This window comes from Sphingomonas pseudosanguinis (assembly GCF_052056765.1).
GTDB classification, from domain to species: Bacteria; Pseudomonadota; Alphaproteobacteria; order Sphingomonadales; family Sphingomonadaceae; genus Sphingomonas; species Sphingomonas pseudosanguinis.
In genome coordinates this window covers 30,548-53,032 of record NZ_CP189888.1, presented here as the reverse complement: position 1 = coordinate 53,032, position 22,485 = coordinate 30,548, and the positions used below count along the sequence as shown (strand labels likewise).

General features: G+C 66.6%; 22 protein-coding genes and 2 pseudogenes. 8 read left to right on the top strand and 16 right to left on the bottom strand.

Features of this window, described 5'->3' with window-relative positions:
- Nucleotides 1–43: 43 nt before the first annotated feature.
- Nucleotides 44–742 (top strand): pirin family protein, encoded by a 699-nt coding sequence (locus tag ACQHGV_RS00250; protein ID WP_440980096.1) that lies wholly within the window; start codon nt 44–46, stop codon nt 740–742.
- 85 nt (nt 743–827) lie between these two features.
- Nucleotides 828–999: pseudogene (locus ACQHGV_RS00245) on the top strand (integrase); the annotation flags it as partial.
- Between the two features lie 100 nt (nt 1,000–1,099).
- On the opposite strand, the gene ACQHGV_RS00240 reads toward ACQHGV_RS00245, so the two are convergent.
- Nucleotides 1,100–1,309, bottom strand: a complete 210-nt coding sequence (locus tag ACQHGV_RS00240) for a helix-turn-helix transcriptional regulator (RefSeq protein ID WP_440978987.1) — start codon at nt 1,307–1,309, stop codon at nt 1,100–1,102.
- Between the two features lie 526 nt (nt 1,310–1,835).
- Between ACQHGV_RS00240 and ACQHGV_RS00235 the strand changes: the two genes are divergently transcribed.
- Entirely contained in the window at nt 1,836–2,135 is a 300-nt protein-coding gene (locus tag ACQHGV_RS00235) for a helix-turn-helix domain-containing protein (protein WP_440978986.1), read from the top strand.
- Here the strand turns inward: ACQHGV_RS00235 and ACQHGV_RS00230 are convergent.
- From ACQHGV_RS00230 to trbJ, 6 genes are all read right to left on the bottom strand, one after another.
- Nucleotides 2,127–2,357, bottom strand: coding sequence for a DUF2274 domain-containing protein (locus tag ACQHGV_RS00230; protein ID WP_322538715.1), 231 nt, complete (start codon nt 2,355–2,357; stop codon nt 2,127–2,129). The two genes, ACQHGV_RS00235 and ACQHGV_RS00230, sit on opposite strands and share 9 nt — an antisense overlap.
- 1 nt (nt 2,358) lies before the next feature.
- Nucleotides 2,359–3,534 carry a TrbI/VirB10 family protein gene (locus tag ACQHGV_RS00225; protein WP_440980095.1) on the bottom strand — a complete coding sequence of 392 codons (1,176 nt, stop codon included), beginning with the start codon at nt 3,532–3,534 and terminating at the stop codon, nt 2,359–2,361.
- A gap of 47 nt (nt 3,535–3,581) precedes the next feature.
- Nucleotides 3,582–4,433 (bottom strand): P-type conjugative transfer protein TrbG, encoded by an 852-nt coding sequence (trbG, locus tag ACQHGV_RS00220; protein WP_440978985.1) that lies wholly within the window; start codon nt 4,431–4,433, stop codon nt 3,582–3,584.
- Complete coding sequence (trbF, locus tag ACQHGV_RS00215; protein ID WP_440978984.1) at nt 4,430–5,248, bottom strand: conjugal transfer protein TrbF; 819 nt, start codon at nt 5,246–5,248, stop codon at nt 4,430–4,432. The genes trbG and trbF overlap by 4 nt, the downstream gene beginning before the upstream one ends.
- Before the next feature lie 3 nt (nt 5,249–5,251).
- A complete protein-coding gene (gene trbL / locus ACQHGV_RS00210; RefSeq protein ID WP_440978983.1) occupies nt 5,252–6,538 on the bottom strand; it encodes a P-type conjugative transfer protein TrbL in 1,287 nt (428 codons plus the stop codon).
- Between the two features lie 133 nt (nt 6,539–6,671).
- Entirely contained in the window at nt 6,672–7,424 is a 753-nt protein-coding gene (gene trbJ / locus ACQHGV_RS00205) for a P-type conjugative transfer protein TrbJ (protein ID WP_440980094.1), read from the bottom strand.
- 194 nt (nt 7,425–7,618) lie between these two features.
- On the opposite strand from trbJ, the gene ACQHGV_RS00200 reads away from it, so the two are divergent.
- Entirely contained in the window at nt 7,619–8,704 is a 1,086-nt protein-coding gene (locus ACQHGV_RS00200; RefSeq protein ID WP_440978982.1) for a serine hydrolase domain-containing protein, read from the top strand.
- A 128-nt stretch (nt 8,705–8,832) separates the two neighbouring features.
- On the opposite strand, the gene ACQHGV_RS00195 is transcribed toward ACQHGV_RS00200, so the two are convergent.
- The gene (locus tag ACQHGV_RS00195) at nt 8,833–10,143 is read right to left on the bottom strand and encodes a type II toxin-antitoxin system HipA family toxin (protein ID WP_440978981.1); all 1,311 of its coding nucleotides are present in this window, start codon (nt 10,141–10,143) and stop codon (nt 8,833–8,835) included.
- On the bottom strand, nt 10,133–10,471 hold the full coding sequence (locus tag ACQHGV_RS00190; RefSeq protein ID WP_440978980.1) for a helix-turn-helix transcriptional regulator: 339 nt from the start codon (nt 10,469–10,471) through the stop codon (nt 10,133–10,135). The genes ACQHGV_RS00195 and ACQHGV_RS00190 overlap by 11 nt, the downstream gene beginning before the upstream one ends.
- A gap of 313 nt (nt 10,472–10,784) precedes the next feature.
- Here ACQHGV_RS00190 and ACQHGV_RS00185 point away from each other — a divergent pair.
- A protein-coding gene (locus ACQHGV_RS00185) for an IS5 family transposase (protein ID WP_440978979.1) occupies nt 10,785–11,545 on the top strand; the annotation gives its coding sequence in 2 pieces (ribosomal slippage) (nt 10,785–11,118 and nt 11,118–11,545; 762 coding nt in all).
- Nucleotides 11,546–11,594: 49 nt separating this feature from the next.
- On the opposite strand, the pseudogene ACQHGV_RS00180 reads toward ACQHGV_RS00185, so the two are convergent.
- The 5 genes and pseudogenes from ACQHGV_RS00180 to coxB form a co-directional block, all read right to left on the bottom strand.
- Nucleotides 11,595–13,376: pseudogene (locus ACQHGV_RS00180) on the bottom strand (TraG/VirB4 family ATPase); the annotation flags it as partial.
- Nucleotides 13,361–14,560 (bottom strand): TonB-dependent receptor plug domain-containing protein, encoded by a 1,200-nt coding sequence (locus ACQHGV_RS00175; protein WP_440980093.1) that lies wholly within the window; start codon nt 14,558–14,560, stop codon nt 13,361–13,363. The pseudogene ACQHGV_RS00180 and the gene ACQHGV_RS00175, both read right to left, overlap by 16 nt.
- A 245-nt stretch (nt 14,561–14,805) precedes the next feature.
- Nucleotides 14,806–15,117 (bottom strand): hypothetical protein, encoded by a 312-nt coding sequence (locus ACQHGV_RS00170; RefSeq protein WP_440978978.1) that lies wholly within the window; start codon nt 15,115–15,117, stop codon nt 14,806–14,808.
- Nucleotides 15,114–17,561: a cytochrome c oxidase subunit I gene (gene ctaD / locus ACQHGV_RS00165; RefSeq protein ID WP_440978977.1), complete on the bottom strand. Its 2,448-nt coding sequence runs from the start codon at nt 17,559–17,561 to the stop codon at nt 15,114–15,116. The genes ACQHGV_RS00170 and ctaD overlap by 4 nt, the downstream gene beginning before the upstream one ends.
- Nucleotides 17,558–18,217 (bottom strand): cytochrome c oxidase subunit II, encoded by a 660-nt coding sequence (gene coxB / locus ACQHGV_RS00160; RefSeq protein ID WP_183952735.1) that lies wholly within the window; start codon nt 18,215–18,217, stop codon nt 17,558–17,560. Before coxB ends, ctaD begins: the two co-directional genes overlap by 4 nt.
- 39 nt (nt 18,218–18,256) lie before the next feature.
- Between coxB and ACQHGV_RS00155 the strand changes: the two genes are divergently transcribed.
- Nucleotides 18,257–18,781, top strand: a complete 525-nt coding sequence (locus tag ACQHGV_RS00155; protein WP_440978976.1) for a DUF2231 domain-containing protein — start codon at nt 18,257–18,259, stop codon at nt 18,779–18,781.
- Here ACQHGV_RS00155 and ACQHGV_RS00150 read toward each other — a convergent pair.
- Nucleotides 18,751–19,260: a CopD family protein gene (locus ACQHGV_RS00150; RefSeq protein WP_440978975.1), complete on the bottom strand. Its 510-nt coding sequence runs from the start codon at nt 19,258–19,260 to the stop codon at nt 18,751–18,753. The genes ACQHGV_RS00155 and ACQHGV_RS00150 overlap by 31 nt on opposite strands.
- On the bottom strand, nt 19,257–19,967 hold the full coding sequence (locus ACQHGV_RS00145) for a cytochrome c oxidase assembly protein (protein WP_440978974.1): 711 nt from the start codon (nt 19,965–19,967) through the stop codon (nt 19,257–19,259). The genes ACQHGV_RS00150 and ACQHGV_RS00145 overlap by 4 nt, the downstream gene beginning before the upstream one ends.
- 180 nt (nt 19,968–20,147) lie before the next feature.
- On the opposite strand from ACQHGV_RS00145, the gene ACQHGV_RS00140 reads away from it, so the two are divergent.
- Complete coding sequence (locus tag ACQHGV_RS00140; RefSeq protein ID WP_440978973.1) at nt 20,148–21,155, top strand: AI-2E family transporter; 1,008 nt, start codon at nt 20,148–20,150, stop codon at nt 21,153–21,155.
- Nucleotides 21,148–22,452, top strand: coding sequence for an NAD(P)/FAD-dependent oxidoreductase (locus tag ACQHGV_RS00135; protein WP_440978972.1), 1,305 nt, complete (start codon nt 21,148–21,150; stop codon nt 22,450–22,452). The genes ACQHGV_RS00140 and ACQHGV_RS00135 overlap by 8 nt, the downstream gene beginning before the upstream one ends.
- Nucleotides 22,453–22,485 lie beyond the last annotated feature (33 nt).

The window sequence follows — 22,485 nt, the reverse complement described above, 5'->3', positions numbered from 1 at the left end:
GACAACAGACGGGCTGATCCGCCCGGTTTCAAGGAGATAGATGATGATCGAGGTTCGTCCCTTCGCTGGTCTTGGTGGTGCCGATCATGGCTGGCTGAATGCCAAGCACCATTTCAGCTTCGCCGACTATTACGATCCCGCCCGGATGAACTGGGGTAATTTGCGCGTGTGGAACGACGACACGATCGCCCCCAAGACGGGCTTTCCGCCGCATCCGCACCGCGACATGGAAATCATCACCTATGTTCGCGAAGGTGCGATCACCCATCAGGACAATCTGGGCAACAAGGGCCGTACGGAGGCGGGCGATGTTCAGGTGATGAGCGCCGGCACCGGCATCACCCATTCGGAATATAATCTGGAGGATGTCACGACGAAGATCTTCCAGATCTGGATCGTGCCGACCGCCAAGGGCGACAAACCCAGCTGGGGCGCGCGGCCCTTCCCCAAGGGCGAGCGGGCCGGGCAGTTCGTGACGCTGGCATCGGGCTTTGCCGAGGACGCGGACGCGCTGACGATCCGGACCGATGCCCGGATCGTGGCAGCGACGCTGAAGGCCGGCGAGACGGCGGAATACCCGCTGGGCGCAGACCGGCGCGGCTATCTCGTCCCCGCCACCGGCGCGGTCGAGATCGAAGGGCAGCGGGTCGGCACGCGCGACGGCGCCGCGATCGACCAGACCGGGACGCTGCGCGTCACCGCGATTGAGGATAGCGAGATCATTCTGGTCGACGTTGCGTAAGGCAGATTGGCGAGGGTCCGGCTACGTCGACCGATCCTCGCCAGAAGTCGCGAATGCCCGATATGCAAATTTGAACAATCCGTACGAGCTGACCAGCTACGGCTTCCGCGCCATGGCCAGCACGCTCCTCGACGAGGCAGGGCTGTGGCATCCCGATGCCATCGTGCGCTCTGGCCCAAGGCGAAAAGGATAAGTTGCGCGCCGCCTATCATCGCGGCGCGCACTGGGCGGAACGGGTGCGCATGGCGCAGTGTTAGTCGGATTATCTCGCCCTACGCCGGATCGGCGGTGCCGTCATCAAGGGCACGTTTCGCAAGCGAATGTAGGACTCGCGACGCCTGCCAGATGTTGGTGCTGTTATTCGGCAAGATGGTCGGAAGTGGGATTGCGCATCCACTCATCCACGGCCGACGCACGCCAGCCAACGCAGCGGGTACTGAGTTGAACGTTCGTCGGAAAGGTGCCGTTCGCCATCTTGCGATAGAGGGTGGAACGGCGAAGTCCCGTCTGAGCGAGGACGGCGTTCAGACGGAGGAAGCGGTCAGGGTTAGCGGACAAGGACGTCACCTTCCGGTTGTTGCGGCTGGGAAGCCGATAAGGTCCTGCTTTCGCTTGAAGGGGAGTAGAGCCTCCCTGAGGTCCCGGCGGTGCTCTGAAGGGACATTCGCAACCCTCTCTCGCGATACTGCAGGAACGGCATCTACGCCGCTGGAGTGATGCCAAGCCGCTCTGTCTGGGCCCGTACTGTTTTGAGCCTTACAGGCAAAGAATGCGCGAGTGTCGCACCATCCGGCGACGCACTGTTGCTACCAGGCTACGCAAGGGGGAGGCCGGGCGGACAAACGTCGAAAAGCACGTGTTAGCGGAGAAGATGGCATGCGCTCATCTAACGGTGCCGATAAGAACGGCTCATACCCGCTTCGGGCGGCGGCATTGCCGACGCCCCGGCATAGCCCAAGGTTTGCAGTTCCGATCATACCTCACAACGTATGAATCCGTGATATTCCCTACAGGGTATAGATCTGAAATATGCCCTGCATGGTATATGGCGCCCTTATCCCCGAACGGTATGCCGTCGTTGGAAGGCGTTCGGATGGCGCATATTGTACGCTCTCCCAAACAGCTCGGTGCGCTCATCCATAATGTGCGGATCCAGCGCAACCTCACCCAGCAAGCATTGGCCGCCTCGGTCGGAACAGGGCAGAAGACCATCTCCCGCATCGAAGGCGGGCAGACTGGTACGACGCTGGAAACCCTGTTTCGTGTCATAGCGGCGCTTGACCTCGACGTGCAGATCGCGCCGCACAGCAAGGGGGGAGCCGACCTGAGCGAAATCTTCGGAAAATGGCACGCTGCAAGATCTACAATACGCCTGCCCATTCGATCATCGTGAACTGCGTGCCCGCGCGTCGCGCTCGCGCATGAAGGCCCGGTCGCTGTCGAGAAAGGTGGCAAGCATGGCAGGCACCAGATCGGCGACCGGCTCCTCGACGCCATAGGTGGCGGTATAGATCGCCGCATAGGCCTGCAGCGCGGCCTGCAGGTCCGGCGTGATCGTGATCGTCAGCTTGACCGGCGTCCGGTCGGGCAGCTTGCCAAGTTTGAGATCGGCCATGTCAGTTCTCCCTGCCGCGCCATGGCGCGAGAATGAGATCACGGGTCACCAACACGCGAACGGGCGCGCCGGGTCGGATTGTGATCGTGGGTTGGACATCGAGGTTGCGTTGGGTGATCTGGCCGCCGGCCCGCGCGGCATTCGTCTGGGCGGACTGGCGGATCGCCTGTACGAGGTCGCCGTCGCCGCCGATCGACAGCTCGGACCCCACCCCGAGCATGGTCGCGACCGCGACGCCCTTGAGCAGCGTCCATGTGTGGAAATCGACCCGGTCGGCAAGCCCCGCATAGCCTGCCGGATCGGTCGCGGGCATGTTGTCGAGCCGCACCGAACTGCCGTCGGGCAGGATCAGCCGTTGCCAGATGACCAGCGCGCGGCGCTGACCGAACGCAACGACGCTGTCATATTTGCCAATCAGCCGAGCGCCCTGCGGCACGAGCAGGATGGTCCCCGTGATGGTATCGAACACGTTCTGAGTGACCTGCGCGGTGACCATGCCGGGCAGGTCGGAGTCCAAGCCGGTGATGAGGCTTGCCGCGATCACGCTGCCCGCCAGCAGGCTGTTGGGCGAAGCAAGCGTGACCAGGCCGCCGGCGTTGAGATCGCCGCCCGTGTCTCTGGCCACAGCGAACTGCTCATTGCGCGTTCCCGTCGCCGTCGCAGGGGCGGCATCAGGGATATCGGGACCGACGGAGGATGCAGGAGCGACCGCGCTACGGCCGGTCGTGACCTGCGCCATCAGGCCCGATTCCCGGGCTGCCTTGAGGTCGGCCATCCACTGTTGCCGTGCTGCCGTTGCGGTGTCGACCGATGTGGGGACAGGGTTCACTCCGGCCCGTTCCTGCGCGCGAAGGATCGGCCGGCCAAGATCGCCGGGAAGCGGTGGGCCGAGCCTGGGCGCATCGCCATAGCTCGCCGGCAGGCCCGAAAGTGCGTCGGCGGCGGGCTTCGCCATCGGCTGAGACAGTTCGCTGTCCTGGGCGACATGCCGGAAGACCTGCGGCTTCAACGCCATCCAGGCGATACTCATGAGGCTGGCCGAGCCCAGCGCGGCGACGCCGATGATCGCACCCTTGCGGAAGCGGATCGCGCGGGCCGGACGGGAACGGATGGCCAATGTCTCCGGGTCGACCTTCGGCGGCTGGGCGGGCGCCTCGGGTGCGGGCGCGTCAAGCATGGGTTCGGCGGGCGAAGGTGCGGCTGACAAAGGTTCGGCAATCTCGGTCATGCGCCCCTCCGCGGCGCGGATGGCCCAATCCTGTCGATGCGGACGACCTGCTGCTTCTTCAAGCCGAGCCGGAGTTCGGCCGCGTCGAAGATCCGGTCGACGACGTAGAAACGATCACGCAGCCGGTAATTGACCAGTTCCACCTTCCCATCTGGGCCGACGACGAACAGGGGTGGTGCATCGCCATTGGCCAGCGAAGCCGGAAACTCGACATAGGTCCTCGCCCCGTCGTCGAACACGCGCAATGGCCGCCATGGCGGGCGGTCACCGCTGATCGCGTAGTCGAAATGCAGCTGCTCGATCGCCAGCCCCGTCGCCACCGGCGCTGCAGCCTGCGCGGCTTCCGCCTTGCGTCGCACGGCCAGCAGCTCATCCTGCGGATAGGTCCAGCGCAGCGAGGACAGCGCCGTTGCCGGGGTGCTGGCGAGCCTGAGATGATAGGCACGCCGGTCGGTCGTGATGACCAGGTTGGTGAGCAGGCCTGACGAGACTGGCTTGACCAGCACATGCGTCTGCTTGCCGTCGCCCGAGCCGCTGCCACTCCCTCCGGAAGTGGTGTCACCGATCACCCAACGGGCGGTGTCGCCGCTCGCGACCGCGACGAGCGTCTCACCCGGCTGGAGCCTGATGTCGGTCACCAGTCCCGGCGCTGTATAGACTTGATAGATCGTGCCGTCGTTGAACGGATAGACCTGCGCGCCGCTGACGAACCCGGTCGCTGCCGGCTCGATCGTGGCATTCTGCGTGGCGGACCGCACCGCCTTGAGTGGTGCCGCGGCCTGATCCCGCGCCCACGCGGGACCGGCCAGGACCATGGTGGCTATGGCCCGCAAGATGACGAGCTTCATGGGTTCTTCTCCTGCATGTTGGACAGGTTTGCGGCTTCAGGTCGGGCGCCGAGGGAAGGGTCGAGCGGCGATCCGAGCGGCAGGGTCGCGGGCGACTGGGCGGCGGGGCGTGTGGGTGGCGACGATGGTGCAGCGTCCAGTTCGCGGCTCCAGTCGATCGCGTCGACATAGATGCCGAGCGGGTTCTTGCGCAGCACCTCGACCGATGTCGGCGCGCGCGTGACGATGGTGAGGATGGCCGTCCAGCGCTGGACGCCCGCCTGGCTGCCGCGCTCGAACATGGTCTCGGTCCATTTGACCTGGAACGACGTGTCGGACGCGCGCACGACGCTGGTGACCTGCACCGACACCGTCCGGTCGCCGACCTGGGCAAAGGGCGCTGCCGATCGGGCATATTCCCCCAGGAACTGGGCCCCGCGCTGGGTCGCGAAGTCATAGGCCTCGAGCCAGTCGCGGCGCATCAGCACCGGGTCGAGCGACACCGAGCGGATGTTGGTGATGAATCGCGACAGGTGCCACGCCACCTGCGGGTCGGTCGGCCGGTATGCGACGTCGGCCGGCTGGACCGCGCGCGCCTCGCCGAGCTTGTCGACCTCGACGACATAGGGCGTGACGCGGCTCTGCATCGATTGCCAGGCAAGGGCTGCCGACGTGCCTGCGGTCAGGAACAAGCAGCCGAACGCCATCAGCCGCCAGTGGCGCGCCTGCACGCGCGCCGCGCCGATCCGCTCGTCCCACAGCTGCCCCGCACGCTGGTAGGGCGTCTCGGGCTGCGGCGTTCGCCCGTAGCGCTGCACGCTTCGCTTGAAGACCATGGTTCAGTCGTTCCTTTCCTTGATGTCGGGAATGGCGGAGCCGCAGCCACGATCGCCTTGGCTGAGCGCGTGGATCGCGACTTGGCGGCGATGGCGGCTCGTCTGCTGGTCGCGCATCGCCCGCGCCCAGGCGGGCATGCCGCCCTCGGCATCCTTCGTGCCCGGCGACGCGTCGGAGGTTCGATTGAGCGCCGACCAGGCGGCGTTGCGACCTCGCTCTGCAGCAGCGCCGAGCCCGAAGGTGCTTTCGATCTTTTGGGCCGCCGCACCCTTGGCGGCGGCGGCCATGCCGCCGGCCGCCGAGCCGCCCGTCTCACGACCAAGCTGCGCGGCGGTCGAGGCCGCCGATCCCATCGCAGTGCCGGCACGCACCGCCCCCAGCGCAGCGCCGGCCAGGGCGCGCGCGCCGCCTACCGCCGCACCGCCCGCCAGCATCGCGATGCCGCCGGCGCCGACCGCGGTGCCAAGTGCCGCGCCGGCGCCGAGTTGCGGGGCGCCGGACACCAGCCCCGAGGCGATCGACGGCCCGAAGATGCCGAGGCCGAACAGCGACAGGCTGGCAAGCACGAGGCTCATCGCCTGGCCGATGTCGGGCTCCTGGCCCTGCAGCGCTTGCGTGAACTCGGCGAAGAAGTTGGCGCCGATCCCGACGATGACGGCGAGCACCATCACCTTCACGCCGGACGAGACGACATTGCCCAGCACGCGCTCGGCGAGGAAGCTGGTGCGGTTCCACAGCGCGAACGGCACGAGGATGAAGCCCGCCAGGCTCGTCAGCTTGAACTCGAGGATGCAGACGAACATCTGCACCGCGAGGATGAAGAAGGCGACGATCACCAGCGCCCAGGCGAAAAGCAGGATCATGATCGTCAGGAAGTTGTCGAAGAAGGTCGTGAACCCGACCATCTCGCTCGCCTGGTCGAGCAGCGGCCACGCCGCCGAGAAGCCGGTTCCGGCGAGCCGCCCGGGTTTCAGCAGGTCGTCCGCGGACAGCGTGCCACCGCCAGCGGTCAGCCCGGCCTGCGCGAACGAGCGGAAGATGATGTCGGCGAGACGAGAGAAGCTGTTCAGGATGAAGGCGAAGGCGCCGACATAGAGGATTTTCCTGAGGAAGCGGCCGATGACATTGTCCTCGCCGCCCATCGCCCAGAACAGGCCGGCAAGCGTGATGTCGATGCCGATCAGCGTTGCGGTCAGGAAGCCGACGTCAGGACCGAGCAGCCCGAAGCCGCTGTCGATGTAAGTGATGAACGCCTGCAGGAAGCGGTCGATGACATTGAGGTCGTTCATGGGATCCTCTTCCTGGCAAAGTGGCGAGAATGTCGCGGGGCGCGGTGGGGAGCGGGACCGCGCCCCGCGACGGCGACCGATGATCGGGACATCACCGGCCACTTGCCGGATCGAGCCTGTCTACGCCGTGGGGCTATTGGGACGTGTAGGCTGATCCGGAGCCGAGGAACTTCCTGGTCGCCGCGCGTGCCTCCTGTGCCTGCGTCGCGCGCCGTGCCTGCTCGATCGCCTCGCTACGGAATTGCGCGGCCATCATCTGCTGGAGCTGCAACTGCTGCTTGGCGGTCAAGGCAAGGAGCTGGTTGGTGGCTTGCTGTGCCTGGAGCGAGCCTTCCGCGCCTTGGCTGCGCGCGACGATGTCGGCGAGCGCCTGTGTGTCGGACCGGACGTTTTCGACGACCTGCGCCTGCACCGTCATCGTCTGGCGAAACGCGCCCATGCTGGCATCGAGCCGCGCGCGGGCATCACGCAGGCGGGCATCGGTGCGGAGCGCCGAGGAGAAGTCGGCGGGAAACAGCGATTTAAACTGGTCGTCGAGCTGGCCGACCCGGAAGTCGATCGCCTGCGCCCGGCCCATCAGCCGGTCGATCTCGGCAAGCTTCTGCTTGAGGACGTCGAGCTGCGGGAAGTCGATACGGCGCAGATTCTTGCCCATGGCGACTAGCATCTGCGCCTCGTTCTGCAGCTGCTGGATCTGCTGGTTGACGCTCTGCAGCGTGCGCGCGGCGGTCAGGATATTCTGCGCATAGTTTCGCGGATCGAACACGATCCCGCCGAACTGCGCATGGGCCGGCGTCGCCGCCGACATGACCCCCATGATGAAACTGCCGCTGGCAGCGGCGGCGAGCATGGCGGCGATGACGCGGCGGCGGTCGAGGAACGGCATGACGATCTCCAGTGCTTGGGCACCCGTACCCGCGTCGATCGCGGTCGGGTTCGGCATGGAGTGTCGGCTTCTTGGCGCCTCGGCGTCAGATACCGGTTGGGGTCTGCACGGGTCCTAATGGGGACAATCACGAAACCTTCCCCAAAGACCCGGCAGTTGTTGTGGCCAGACTTCGACGCCGCTATGTGTGGTATATGAGTAATACAGCCAATCTTCTGAAGTGGACAGTTCACGCAGGCTTGATTGCGCTGCTGGCTTCCGCCTCAATGGCGGACGCCAGAGCCAACGCCTCTCTGCCGGATATGACCACGGCTCTCCGAGAACTGCATGTGGAGAGTGCTTCGGTCGCCGTGATCCGCAACGGACGGATCGTCTCGACGGGCGCCTGGGGCATGGCAGGGCCGAACCGGGCTACGACCGTCGCCACACCCTATAATCTCGCCTCGCTGACGAAGCCGCTGACGGCGGAAGTCATCCTGCGCCTGGTGTCAGCCGGCAGGCTGTCGCTCGACGAGCCGATGGATCGCTACTGGAGCGATCCCGACCTGTCGCGTGATCCCCGACGGATGAAGCTCACCGTCCGCATGGCGCTGAGCCATCGCACCGGGTTGCCAAACTGGCGCGATGCCAAAGGGCTGGCGTTCGATCATGATCCTGGCACGACGACCGGCTATTCGGGCGAGGGGTATCAATATGCCGCGCGTTACGCCGAGCGTCGTACCGGACAGTCGTTCGAGACGCTGGCTGGCCGCTGGCTGTTCGCACCCACCCACATGCGCGCTTCCGGGTATGTGTCGGCGCAAGGCGAGGCGGCGCCGATCGCCGAGCCCTACGACGACGCCGGCAAGCCGATCCCTGTAGAGCGGGTGACGCGCTACAACGCTGCCGATCTCGCGCACGCGACGGCGCGTGATTATGCGCGCTTCCTCATCGATGCGCGCAGCGACAGGGGCCTGGTCGCGTCCGTCGCGGCGGAGCGCAGCAGATCGCAGGCCGATCTGACGCCCGGAATATGTGCCGGATCGAAAGCAGCCAGCTGTCCACCCTGGACCGGCTTTGGCCTCGGCTGGCAGCTTCTAGGATTTCCCGGAAGCACAACGATGCTCCACACCGGCAAGGATGCCGGGGCCTTCACCTTCGCCGCGATCGATCGTGCGAGCGGCGACGGCATCGTGATCCTGACCAACAGCGACAACGGATGGCGGGTCATCCTGCCCATCCTCGAACGCACCGGCAGCGACCCGAAGCTGATCGCCTTCCTCCGTGGCCAGATGAACTGACAGGACCAAGGTCATGCTGACTGCCCTTGCCGCCGCCACAGTCCTGCGGACGACGGCTCCGTGCTGACGTCCTTCTCGTCTTCGTTGCAGTTTAGCCGAGCGGTAGCAGGCGACCAATCGCGATCGGTTCAGACTTGGCCGCGGATCGTGGCGGCGCGCTCCGCGAGTACGGCCGCCGGCCCTTCAAGCTCGTAGAAGGCAAAGGGATTGAGGAATTGCCGTCCCCAGAACAGCGCCCTGTCCACCGGTCCCAGGCTCGCCTCGTCGCACAGCGCGAGCCATTGTGCGCCAATGGTCTCGATCTGCCTGGACACGATCGCGATGGCCTGGTCGGACGTCATATGGAAGTCGCCGGCGGCGGCCAGGCAGGTGGCGATCTGGCTCGAGCGGTGCCGGCCCACAATCAGCATTGCTTGGCTGGCTTCTTGGCCGGCTCGCGCCTGTGGGCAAATGTCGTAGGCGGGCGTGAGGCCAAGCTGCGACCCGTCCCAGAACGCGGCGTGGTTGCGCGCATGATCGTCGACATTGCCGACGAGGATATTGAACGTCAGGCGCGCGAACAGCTCGTGCAGGGTCGCGGTCGGATCGATGAAGCGGAAGCGTATCTTCTCGGCAAGATCCTGATAGCTCGCATAGCGCGCCTGCATCTCGTCGAGCTCGAGGATGGTGAGCGCCGAGACCATCGCCCGCCGATGCCAGTCATTTTCGGTCGGCACGCGATCGAACCGCTCGACCAGAAGCACATCCTTGCCCGCAGCATGGATCAGCCGGACCGGCGCGACCGACAGCCCAGCGAGCGCGGCCAGGCGCATCGCGATATATTCACCCTTCACGACCGAATAGGTGTCGCCGCTGCTGGAGAATTTGGCGACATATTTCTGCGCCCCATCCGTGAGCAGCGCCTTGGGACGGGCACCGCCGATCGAACTGCCATGATGGAGGGCCTGGTCGAGTTCCAGCGTGAGCGGCAGGTTCTTCTCGACCTTCTCCGCAGACGCGAGCAGTTCCTCGACGGTCGCGTGCCTGCCGCCGCGCGGAGCATAGGCGGTCGCAGACTTTTGGAAATCTAGGGCGCCGATCCGGTCCGAGCCGGATTCGAGCAGGAAGACCAGCTCGTCCAGCTCGATCCCGTCAAGGTCGTCGCCCTTGACCCCGAAGGTCCTGTTGAGGATGACACGCCGTCCCCAGGCGTCAGGGGCGCCGTCGCGGATCGCGCTCGCCATCGCAAGTGTGCCGAGGGGTGCGATGGGTTCGCCCACGAGCGGGAGTTCCGGCATATAAAGCGGGATGGCGTCGGTCCGCTCGCGATACGAACGGCCATACATGAACTGGATACGCTCGCCGTCGGATACCAGCCGGCCAGCAACGACCGGCGTCGTGGCTCCGGGCAGCCAGGTCCAGACAAAGGCCTCGCGCGGATGGGGCAGCTTAGAAGTCATCGCTGATGCTCAACGGCTTCGGCCGCACGCGGCGAGGGAGCAGTGCGAGGCGCTTGCCCGCTTCGTCGAGCCGCATCGACACCCCCTGTGCGTCCTCTTCGAACAGCGGAATGCCGAGGATGGCACACGCCTCGAAGGCAAGTCCCAGCTCGACCTTCGGATCCCCCTGTTCGAGTCGATGCAAGGTGCTGCGGTCGACGCCGAGCCGGTCCGCCAAGTCTTGCGCGGTCATCCTGCGCGACTTGCGCTCGACCTGTACCAGCATGCCGAGGAGCTCTACCGCGGCAATCGTATAGCGTGCGTAACTGCGCTTCTTTGAAGCAGGCATCCGTGGCACCCATCCGGCATCAGGCGGGTTAACGCGTGATGTATCCGGCAATGCATTCTCAAACGTCGATTGTCAAATTTTATGCTGCATGCATCCATCAGCATTAGTGTTAATGATGGATGCATCCATCGATCATGTCCTATCGCCAACGGCTCGTCGTTCGCGTGAGAAAGGCACAAGGCGATCGATTTTGCCATTATCGCGCATCTCGAATGCATGATGATCTCAGACCGAGGCAGCCTAGGCTCAGGACCTATTAAATCGCTTGCGTGAGCGGTGGTGGGTTGATTCATTGGCGGTGGAGGAGCCGCAGATGAGTGACCTGTTCTGGCTGACGGACGAGCAGATGCGCCGGATCGAGCCGTACTTCCCGTTATCGCATGGCGTGCCGCGAGTGGATGATCGGCGGATCGTCAGCGGGATCATCTTCGTGATCCGCAACGGCCTACGCTGGCGCGACACCCCTGCGGCTTATGGTCCGCCCAAGACGATCTATAACCGCTTCATCCGCTGGAGCCGGATGGGTGTCTTCAACCGTATCTTTGCCGGGCTGGCAGCCGAGGGCGGGCCACCGGATCAGTTGATGATCGACGCCACGCACCTGAAGGCGCATCGCACGGCCGCTAGCCTGCTCAAAAAGGGGCTCTTCCCCGATGTATCGGGCGCACCAGGGGCGGCTTGAACTCCAAGCTGCACGCCGTCTGCGATGATCGGGGACGCCCGCGCGTCATGCTGCTTACCGAAGGGCAGATGAGCGACTATAAGGGCGCGGCGCTCATGTTCGAAGCGATGCCCGGAGCACCGGTGCTGCTCGCAGATCGCGGCTACGACGCCGACTGGTTCCGCCAAGCGCTTGCCGCGCGCGGCACCACCGCCTGCATCCCGTCACGCAAGGGCCGCAAGGTGCCAATCCCGCATGATGCCACCCTCTACCGGCGTCGCCACAGGATCGAGAACATGTTCGGCCGCCTCAAGGACTGGCGACGCATCCACACCCGCTACGACCGATGCGCTCACGCCTTCATGTCAGCCATTGCCCTCGCCGCATCCATCATCTTTTGGATCAATCAATGAGTCCTGAGCCTAGCTGTGAACGCAGCAGGCGTCGCGTGATCCTGCATCGCTAGAGTGATGCTCCGCCAGGTTCCGGCTGCGGGGCATCGGCCATGAGGTCGGCCGCCCAATCGAGGCCAGCGTCGCGAAGGAAGGCACTGGCGAAGCCATCGCGGCCATGTTCGGCGAGCACAGCATTGATCCGCTTCTGCGTCGCCGGGTCCGACGCGCCGCACAGCGCGAGTGCGATGGGACCAAGCCCCAGCTCGAACAGCCGGTTCCCGCGCGCCGACTGGAGGTAGTAATGACGCTTGGGGGTCGCGCGGGCGATCAGCTCGATCTGGCGGTCGTTGAGGCCGAAGCGCGCATAGATGTCGCGGCCCAGCGGCTCGATCGCGCGATCGTTGGGCAGCAGGATTCGCTGCGGGCAGCTTTCGATGATCGCGGGCGCGATCGTTGAGCCCGCGATGTCGGCGAGGCTCTGCGTCGCGAAGACGACTGCGACATTCTTCTTGCGCAGCACCTTCAGCCATTCGCGGATACGCGCGGCGAACAGCGGGTGGTCGAGGAAGATCCACGCCTCGTCGAGGACCAGCAGCGTCGGGCGCCCGTCGAACCGCGCCTCCAGCCGGTGGAAGAGATAGGTCAGCACCGGCGCGACCGCGCCGGCCTGGCCCATCAGCGCCTCGGTCTCGAAGCATTGGACATCGGCAAGGTCGAGTTGCTGCTCGGCCGCGTCGAGCAATCGGCCGTGCGGTCCCTCGAGCGTGTAGGGCTGGAGCGCGAGGCGCAGCGCGTTGGACTGGAGCAGCAGCGCAAGGCCGGTCATGGTCCGCTCGTCACGCGGGGCGGAGGCAAGGCTGCCGAGCGCGGTCCAGATCGCGTCCTTTACGTCAGGGGTGACCGGCACGCCCTCGTGCGCCAGCAGCGCCGCGATCCATTCGGCGGCCCAGCCTCGTTCAGCGGCATCGTCGATATCGGCGAGCGGTTGGAAAGCGAGCGTCGTGCCGTACGCCTCCGCCGCGCCCAGCGCATGGTGCGCCCCGCCCATCGCCAGCACCGACGCACGCGCGCTGTTGCCCTTGTCGAAGATATAGACCTGGGCTCGGCGATAGCGGCGGAACTGGAGCGCGATCAGGTTCAGAAGCACCGACTTGCCGGCGCCAGTCGGCTCGACCACCATCATGTGCCCGACATCGCCGACATGGGTCGACAACCGAAACGGCGTCGATCCGGCGGTCTTGGCGACGAGCAGCGGCGGCGCTTCCTGGCCCGTGACCGCGGCGAGATGGTCGTTGCCGGCCGGGCCGGCCCAGACGGAGGAAAGCGGCATCAAATGCGCGAGGTTGAGCGTGTGCACCAGCGGCTGCCGGACATTGGCATAGGCGTGGCCCGGCAAGGACGACAGCCAGGCCTCGACCGCATTCACCGTCTCGCGCTTGGCGGTGAAGCCGAGTCCGTTGACGATCCGCTCGACCGCGCGAACCTTGTCCTCGACTGCTGCCTGATTGCGGTCACTGACCGTGATCGTCGTCGTCAAATAGCCGAAGGCGACATGGTCGCCGCCGAGCACCTGAAGCGCCTGGTCGGCATCGGCGACCTTGTTGTCGGCATCGCTGTCGAGCAGCTGCGCCGGGGTGTTGTACATGACCTCGCGCAGCAGCGCAGTGATCGACTTGCGCTTGTTGAACCATTGGCGCCGAAGCGAAGTGAGCGTCCTGGTCGCCTGAGTCTTGTCGAGCGCGATGAAGCGCGTGACCCAGCGATAGCCGAAATCCTGGTGGTTGAGCGCGTCGAGGATGCCGGGGCGACTGAGGTTCGGAAAGCCGAGCACCGTCAGCGTGCGTAGGTGCGCACGCCGACATAGGGCTGCACATTGTCGTAGATCGCGCGCGTATAGCCGCCGCGCACGTCGAGATGCGACATGTCCCCCCGCCAGCCGACCGAGGCGATGCCGCCATAGGTCTTCTTGTCCCAGGTATCGTAGCGATAGCGCGAATAGATGCTGTTGACCTGCGACCGGCCGCCGGTCGGCGTCCGCGCGACGATGGTGCTGCGCGTGTAGAAGTCGTTCTTGTTCATCGTCGAGGATTCCCACAGACGATACCCGAAGCCGAGCAGCGAGGCGCGGACGCGGTCGCTCGCCTGCCATTCCAGCTTGCCGCTGCTGCCCGCCGTGCGCAGCCGGTTGGTATAGCTGCCATAGCTGTGGTCGCCCGGCACCGCGCGCCCGTCCCAGTTGCCCGCCTCGGGACCGGACAGCAGGCGGCCGCGATCGTCGAAATAGTTCTTCACCGGCTGCCACCATTTGGCGGAGTTGCGCGTGCGGCTCTGGTAGCGCGCCGACAGCAGGATGCCGAACTGGCCCTGCGATCCGAAGCGATCGGCGAACACGCCCTTGGCGCCGCCGCCCCAATGCTGCGCGCTGCCGCCGATCGTGTTGCGCCCATCGGGGCCGCGAAACGACTGATAGCTGCCATAGCCGTCGAGCAGGGTGTAGCGCCGCTTCAGGTCGAGCGGGCTGCGCGTGATGATGTCGACGATGCCGCCGATCGCGCCGCCATCCTGTTCGGCGGTGAAGGTCTTGTAGACGTCAGTGCGCTGCGACAATTCGGAGGGGATGATCTGTAGGTTGATCATCCGCGACCCTTCACCGTCATTGCCGATCGAGGCCAGGGTGATGCCGTCGATCGTCGTCTGGTTCAGATCGGGCGAAATGCCCCGGATCGTGACGAAGCGCGGCGCATCGCCCTCGTCGATCGTGCTGATGCCGGGCAGCAGCCGCAATTGCTCGGCGATATTGCCATCGGCGGCGATCGTCTCGACATCGTCATAGACGATGCTGTCGACCACGGCGGGGGACTGTTCCTTGCGGGCGGTCGCGAGCCGTTCCGCGGTGACGACGATGTCGGACTGCGGGGGGACCGAATCCGGCCGGTCGGACGCGGCGGGATTCTCCGCCTGCGCCGGGATCGCGGTCAGCAACAGACTCGACGCGCAGCACAACAGGCGCGCCCGAGCGGCGCCCAGAAACATCGTCATGGTCAATCCCCCGTTATGTTCGCGACGCCGGGCCAGCCGGGCGCGCGTAGACGCGACGCGCTTAGCCGACCGCAGGGGGTCGCTCCGTCATCGCGGGGGCACCGCTAGTCGTCGATAATTACAGTTGGATGGTCATTTCATGACATTATTGTAAATATGTCAGTTACGCTGTTATATTATGCGGCGAGGTGTGGACCGACATCAGGGACGATGTTTATGTCTCGCCCTGCCCGCCCCCGTCATGCGCAGGCGGGAACGATGGCGATGGGGGCGAAGGTGATCAGCGTCGCCGCGACGCCCACCCAGCCCAGCGCCGCCGCCGCACGGTCGAGCGGGGTCGTACGCCGCCGGTTCAGGATCAACGCCACGATCAGCGTTGCGAGCAGCGACCCCGCCCATGCCGCCAGCAGGGTCCAGCGATGGACGCTCAGTCCCGCGAACGGGATCGCGTTCCATCCACCGGCACAGCCCAACCCATGCAGCGCATAGATCAGGCAGAAGGCGGCGGCCCAGCCGATCAGCCCGGCGGTGAGGCGCAGCAGCATGATCATGCGAACCACCCCGGCAGCACGAGAAGCAACGCGACGAAGGCCCCCGCCCCCGCGCCATGGTCGCTCCACAGGCGCAGGATGCGCGGCTCCGTCGCGCGCGCGGCGGAGTGGAAGCCCGCCTTCGCCCGCGCCATCACGAAACCGGTCATGATCGCCGCCAGCCCGGCATGGAACAGGCCGTACGCCGCCAGCGCGGCGCTGGTCGCGGCATAGGCATGGGTCGAGGGACCGGGTGCGGTCGTCAGCAGCAGGATGAGCGCCGCGACGATGGCGAGGTGGCCGCCCAGCACGACCGGCATCCGCCCCGCCCGGACCGCGATGCCGGCGGCGGCGGCCCCCGCGATAGCGAGCAGCGGCACGACCAGCGATGGCGGGATCAGCGCGGGCGGCGGCCAGTTGGGCGCGATCGTCCAGAGAAAGGCATAGCCGAAGAGCAGCGAGGCGAAGAGCGTCGCGCTGGCCGCCAGCGCGAAGACACTGCCCCACCAGCCGGTGGTGCGCGGTGCCTCGAAACTGGTCGGCAGCGACTGGCCGCCGCCGATGGCGACCCTGCCGACATCGCCGCGCGTGCCGTTGGTCCAGGCCCAGCGCCATCCCAACCAGACGGTGCCGACCAGAAAGACGGGCGCGAGCGCATACAGCCCCGCCAGCATCATCAGGAAGAAGCCGCCCAGCATCGCGGCGGTCGCGATCGGCAGCCAGCTATTGCCCGGCAGGATCGCGACATGCTCGGGCGTGCCGCTGGTCATGTCGACCGCGAGCGTCTCGCGCCAGCCGTGACGCGCCTCGGCCAGCAACCCCTTGCCGCGTGCCAGCGCGACGCCCAGATCGGGATCGTCGGCCAGCGGATCGCGCGTGGTCACGGTCGGCAGGCTGGCGAAGTTGTAGGTGGTCGACGGGATCGGCATCGCCCATTCCAGCGTCGTCGCGCCCCAGGGATTGCGGCGATGCACCCGCCCCAGCCAGATTTGCAGCACCACGTCGATCAGGAACAGCGCAAAGCCGAACGCCTGCAGGAAGCCGCCGACCGACGACAACAGGTTCAGCCAGGTCCACCCCATCCCTTCGGGATAGGTGTCGATCCGCCGCGGCATGCCGAGCAGCCCGGTCAGGTGCATCATGAAGAAGGTCAGGTTGAAGCCGATGAAGATCAGCCAGAACGCCGCTTCGCCCACCCGCATCACCCGCTCGCGCCCGGTGATGTGCGGCAGCCAGTAATAGGCGGCGGCCAGCATCGGGAAGACGAACCCGCCGACCAGCACATAATGGAGATGCGCGGTGACGAAGGCGGTGTCGTGCGCCTGCGCATCGAACGGCACCATCGCCAGCATCACGCCGGTCAGCCCACCCAGCACGAAGACGATGAAGAAGCCGATCAGATAGAGCATCGGCAGCTTCATCTCGGGCCGCCCCTGCCACAGCGTGCCCAGCCAGGCGAAGATCTGCACCGCGGTCGGGATCGCAACCAACGCCGAGGCGGCGGAAAAGAATCCCAGCGCCATGTGCGGGATGCCGGTCGTGAACATGTGGTGCACCCACAGCCCGAAGCTGAGAAAGGCGAGCGCCATGACCGCCGCGACGATCGCGCCGTATCCCAGCAGGCGGGTGCGCGCCATGACGGGCAGGATGGTCGACACCGCCCCCGCCGCCGGCAGGAAGATGATGTAGACTTCCGGATGGCCGAACAGCCAGAACAGATGCTGCCACAACAGCGGCGATCCCCCGAGTTCGGGCGAATAGAAGGGCCAGCCAAAGGCGCGCTCGACCTCCAGCAGGATCGACCCCAGGATCAGCGGCGGAAAGCCGAACACCATCATGCCCGCCGTCCCCAGCAGATACCAGGCGAAGATCGGCATCCGGTCGAACCGCATGCCCGCCGCGCGCAGCTTCAGGATCGACACGGTGATCTCGATCGCCGCGCACATCGCCGAGATTTCGACGAAGGTGATGCCGAGCAGCCAGACGTCGGAATTGATGCCCGGTGTATAGGTCTTGCCCGACAAGGGCGGGTACAGGAACCAGCCCGCATCGGGGGCGACACCGGCCAGCATCGCCAGCACGATGATCGTGCCGCCGAACAGATAGCACCACCAGCCGAGCGAGGAGAGGCGCGGAAAGGCCAGGTCGCGACTGCCCAGCATCTTGGGCAGCAGATACATGGTCAGCCCCTCGAACATCGGGATGGCGAACAGGAACATCATGATGCTGCCATGCATCGTGAACAGCTGGTTATAGACCTCCGGCCCGACGAACGCGCTGCGCGGCGTGGCGAGCTGCGCGCGGATCAGCATGGCCAGCACGCCGCCGATCGCGAAGAAGACGAAGGCCGCGACGATGAACCGCTTGCCGATGTCGCTATGGTTGACCGAGCGCAGATAGCCGCGCCAGCCCGGCTCGTTGCCCCAGATCGCCGTCAGATCCTGATGCCGCTTCAGCGCGCTCATCGTGCCCCCTCCGTGAACGCCGTCCACCCCGCCGCGTCATGCGCGACGACGGTGAAATTGTGATCCTTGTGCCCCACGCCGCAATATTCGGCGCATTCGCCGCGATAGGTGCCCGGCGTGTCCGCGACGATGCGCAACCGGTTGGTGTGACCGGGGATCGCGTCCATCTTGCCCGCCAGCCGGGGTATCCAGAAACTGTGGATGACGTCGCTTGACGTGATGACCAGATCGGCCGGCCGCCCCGCCGGGATGTGCAGCACATTTTGCGTCCGGATGCCGCCGGGATGGACCATGTCCCATGCATATTGCCGCGCGTTCACCCGCACCTCGACCGCGCGCGGGTCCGGCGTCGGCAGCGTGCCGATGCCGACCGTCAGCGCATAGCCGACCAGCGCAAGCAGCACGACGACCGGCATCGCCAGCCCGAGCCCGCCGATCCACAGCCGACCCGATGCGGTCCGCTCCCCGCCCCGCCCCCTATCCCGCCGGCGAAAGGCCAGCGCGAGCAGCACGAAGACGAGGCCGGCCAGGACCGCCGATCCGCCCAGCATCACCCACCACATCGTCGCGACCGATCGCGCGTGCGGCCCCGCCGGATCGATCGTCGACAACGCGCCCGTGCAACCCGAAAGCGCGACGAGCGTTGTCGCGCACATGCCGGCGCGGCCCGCCCCGGTCAGGAGAGCTTTGCCCCGATGACGATTGATACCGCCCGCCAAGAGGTTGCCGAGACCCGCCTCGTCGATCCCGTCGAGCAGAATCCCGGCTTTCATCGCACCGAATCCAAGATCGCGGTGGCCGGCCATCCCATCCACGCCATGCTGGTCGCCTTTCCGATCGCGCTGACCACCTGCACCCTGGGCGCCGACCTGCTCTATTGGTGGACGGGCGACCTGTTCTGGGCGCGTGCCGCCTTGTGGGCGTCGGGCGCGGGTTTCCTGTTCGGCGTGCTGGCGGGCATCGCGGGCACCGTCGAACTGCTGCTGGTGCCGGGCATCCGCGCCCGCTCGGCCAGCTGGACGCATTTCATCATCGCGGTGATGCTGCTGTCCATCCTGGGCGCCAATTGGGGGTACCGCCTGACCGGATACGAACAGGCGGTGCTGCCCTATGGCCTGCTGCTGTCGCTGTTCGCAGTCGGCTTCACGGGCTTCACCGGATGGCACGGCGGCAAGCTGGTGTTCGAGTATCAAATCGGTGTCTCTTCGACAGGGAGCTGACGATTCTGGGGTGCCTTCAGCCAGGCCGGTGCGAGATCGGGCACGACCGGCTTGGCGAGCACCAGGATGAGGACGACGATCATCGTCGCGATGCTGCCCACGATCAGCGGCACCGGCGACGGCGGCAGATATTCACCGCGCCGCTCGCTCATCAGCAGGACGGTGTGCCCGACCAGCGCGTGCAGGCAGACGAGCAGCCCCACCGCGACCAGCTTGGCGAACATCCACGGTTCGAACACCCCGCGCAGATAGATCAGCGCGGTCCCGGCCGCGATCGCGGTGACCGCGGCGGGGGTGACGATCATCGTATAGCTGTCATGCGTCAGCAGGCGCAGCCGGGCATAGGAGGCCTGGCTCTCCCCCGCCTGATGCTTGCCCAGCATCAGCGGCAGCGCGACCAGCCCCGCGCACCACAGGATCAGGGCGGCGATGTGCAGCCCCTTCACGATGCTCAGGATCATGCCGATGCTCACGGTCATGCCAGCGCCATCCGCCGCCAGGTCGCGCGCGCGACCAGCGCGCCGATGACCGCATAGGGGATGAGGCCGATCACCCACATGGCGAGCCCCGCCAGTTGCTGATCGACGACCGGCCCGATCCCGAACGACACGGTCGTCGCCAGATGCGCGGCATAGATCGGCTGCGCGACGAAGGTCAGGATCGCGCCCAGCATCCCCATCTGCGCCGCCCCCGTCGCGATCAGGGTCAGCGCGACCGGCGGATCGGCGCGGCGGACCGCATCCCAATAGGTCCAGGCGGTGGCGAGCAGGCTGGCCTGCATCGCCCAATAGAGCAGCTTGTTCGACAGCGCCGCATCATAGGCGGCGGGCAGATGCCAGAACCACAGGGTGATCGTCGACAGCGCCAGCGCGACCATGGGGGGCAGCGGGGTACGCACCGGCACTGCGACCGCCAGCAAGGGCGCGGCCACCCCGATCAGCAGCAGATGATGCAACGTCCGCGCCGAGAACAGCGCCACCGACAGGGCGCAGAGCGGCGACAGGAAGACGATCGCGAGTACGCCGATCGCTACCCATCCCGCATGCCGCGCATGCCCGCGCAAACGCATCATCGCCGCCGCCGCACCCAGCAGGGTCAGGATCAGGAAGGGGTCGCCATTCCATCGCCCCATCCAGGATGCGGCGGTCGGTGCCGACCCGCAATAGCTGCCGAATATGTCGATCATGACGTCCCCTTTGGCGGACGAAACGCACACGTAACGGAGCGGGTCCTTTCTCTAATAAAACGAATTGTTGCTGGTGGAGCCTTCCAACCGATTTCCGGTTTGCGGTGTCGAACATCATCGTTTCACATCAGGGGGATCGCGCATGCGGAACGTTGCCACGGCGGCATTGGGACCGGTCCGGTGATCGACGGCAGAAGCGTGAGCGGGTTCGCGCTGCGGGTCGTCATCGCCATCGCGCTGGTCGCGCTGGCGCTCTTGGTCTGGCGGCTGCACGACATCCTGCTGCTGGTCTTCGCCGCCACGCTGGTCGCGGTCATCCTGCATGCGGCGGCGGATACGCTGTGCGGGGTGGTGCGGCTGCCCCGCTGGCTGGCGCTGGCGCTTTCAGGGCTGATCATCGTCGGGGTCATCGCCACCGCCGCGACGCTGTTCGGGCATGAGGTCGCCGCGCAGCTGTCGGGCCTGGGCGAGGCCTTGCCGGGCGCATGGGCGACCTTCGCCAACTGGGTCGGCGAGGATCGGCTGCAATCGGTGATCTCGACGGTGTCGCCCGACGGCGCGACGGTGGCGTCGATCGCCCAGACGACGCTGGGCATGATCACCGCCAGCATCACCGGGCTGACGCTGGCGGTGCTGGGCGGCGTGTATCTGGCGGCCGATCCCGGCGGCTATCGTGGCGGCGCGCTTCTCCTCCTGCCGGAGGCGGCGCGCACGCCGGTCGGCGGGGCGATGCGCGACACCGGACGGGCGCTGCGCAACTGGTTGCTGGCGCAGCTTCTGTCGATGCTGGCGACCTTTACCGTGGTCTTTATCGGCCTGTCCTTGATCGGCGTGCCCTCCGCGCTCGCGCTCGCCATCGTCGCGGGGCTGCTGGAGTTCATCCCGCTGGTCGGGCCGTTCCTGGGCGCGGTGCCCGCGCTGCTGATCGCGCTGACCGGCGGGCTCGAACTGTTCCTGTGGACGGCGGGCTTCTCCGTGGTGTGGCAACAGATCGAGGGCAATGCGCTGGCGCCGCTCGTCATGCGCTATGCGGTGCGGATTCCGCCGGCGGTCACGCTTTTCGCGCTGTTCCTGTTCGGCGGGCTGTTCGGGATCGGCGGGATCATCCTGGGCGGGCCGCTGACGGTGGCGACCTGGATGATGGTGCGACGACTTTGGATCGACGAACGGGAAAAGGCCGATGTTTGAACAGGACACCGCACGCCATGACGCACGCCACCGGGTCGTCATCGTCGGGGGCGGCGTGGCGGGCCTCGACCTGGCCGGGGCGCTCGCGCGCGACACCGGCCTGGCGGTCACGCTGATCGACCTGGCGACCGCGCATGTGTGGAAGCCGATGCTGCACAGCATCGCGGCGGGAACGCGCGCCAGCGCCGGGGTCGAGGTGCCCTATGTCGCACAGGCACGCCGCCACGGCTTCACCTATGCCGCCGGCGCGGTACTCGACATCGACCGAGCGGCGCGCACCGTCCATGTCGATCGCTTCGTCCTGCACGGCCGCGACCTGCTGCCCGAGCGGCGCATCGCCTATGACACGCTGGTCCTGGCGGTGGGCAGCGTCGCCGCGCCGTTCGGGGTCGAGGGGGTGGAGGCGCATGCCCGCCATATCGACACGCTGATTGAGGCGCAGGGCTTCCAGGCCGATCTCCTCCCCCGGCTGGTCGAGGCGGCGCATGCCGGCCGCCAACTGCGCATCGCGATCGTCGGCGGCGGTGCGACGGGCGTACAGCTCGCCGCCGAGCTGCTGCAGATGGCCGACATCGCGGGCGGCTATGGCCTGAACGATTCGCGCGCGACGCTCGACGTGACGCTGGTCGATCGCGGCCCGCGCCTGTTGCCCGCCTTTCCCGACACCGTGTCCGCCGCCGCCCGGGCGCGGCTGGAGGGTCTGGGCGTCCATGTCCGCACCGATGTGAAGGTCGTCGCGGTCGACGAACAGGGCCTGCGGCTGGACGATGGCGCGATCCCCGCCGACATGACGGTCTGGGCGGCGGGGGTGCAGGCCGCGCCGCTGGCCAAGTCGCTCACGTCGCTGACGCAGGATCGATCCGGGCGGCTGTGCATCGACCGGCATTGCCGATCCGTCGACGACCCCGCGATCTTCGCGATCGGCGACTGCGCCTCGCTGACGCCACCAGGCGAGGAGCGGCCGCTGCCCCCCACCGCGCAGATCGCCTATCAACAGGCGGTCTATCTGGGTCGGCACCTGCCTACGATGCTGGCGGGGAAGGAAACGCCGCCCTTCCGCCACCGCGACTTCGGCGCGCTGGTGAAGCTGGGCGAATATGACGGCTATGCCGATCTGGGGAAGTTCGGCATTTCGTCGGGTGTCATTCGCGGGCGGCTGGCGCGGCTGGGGCACGAGATGCTCTATCGCCGTCATCAGATGCGGCTGCATGGCCGGGCGGCGGTGCTGCGGCTGTGGCTGGCGGACCGGCTGACATCGTCGATCCGGCCCGATGACCGGGTGGCCAAGGGCGACTGACCGCCCGGCACGGCCCCCGGCCGGAGCCGTGCC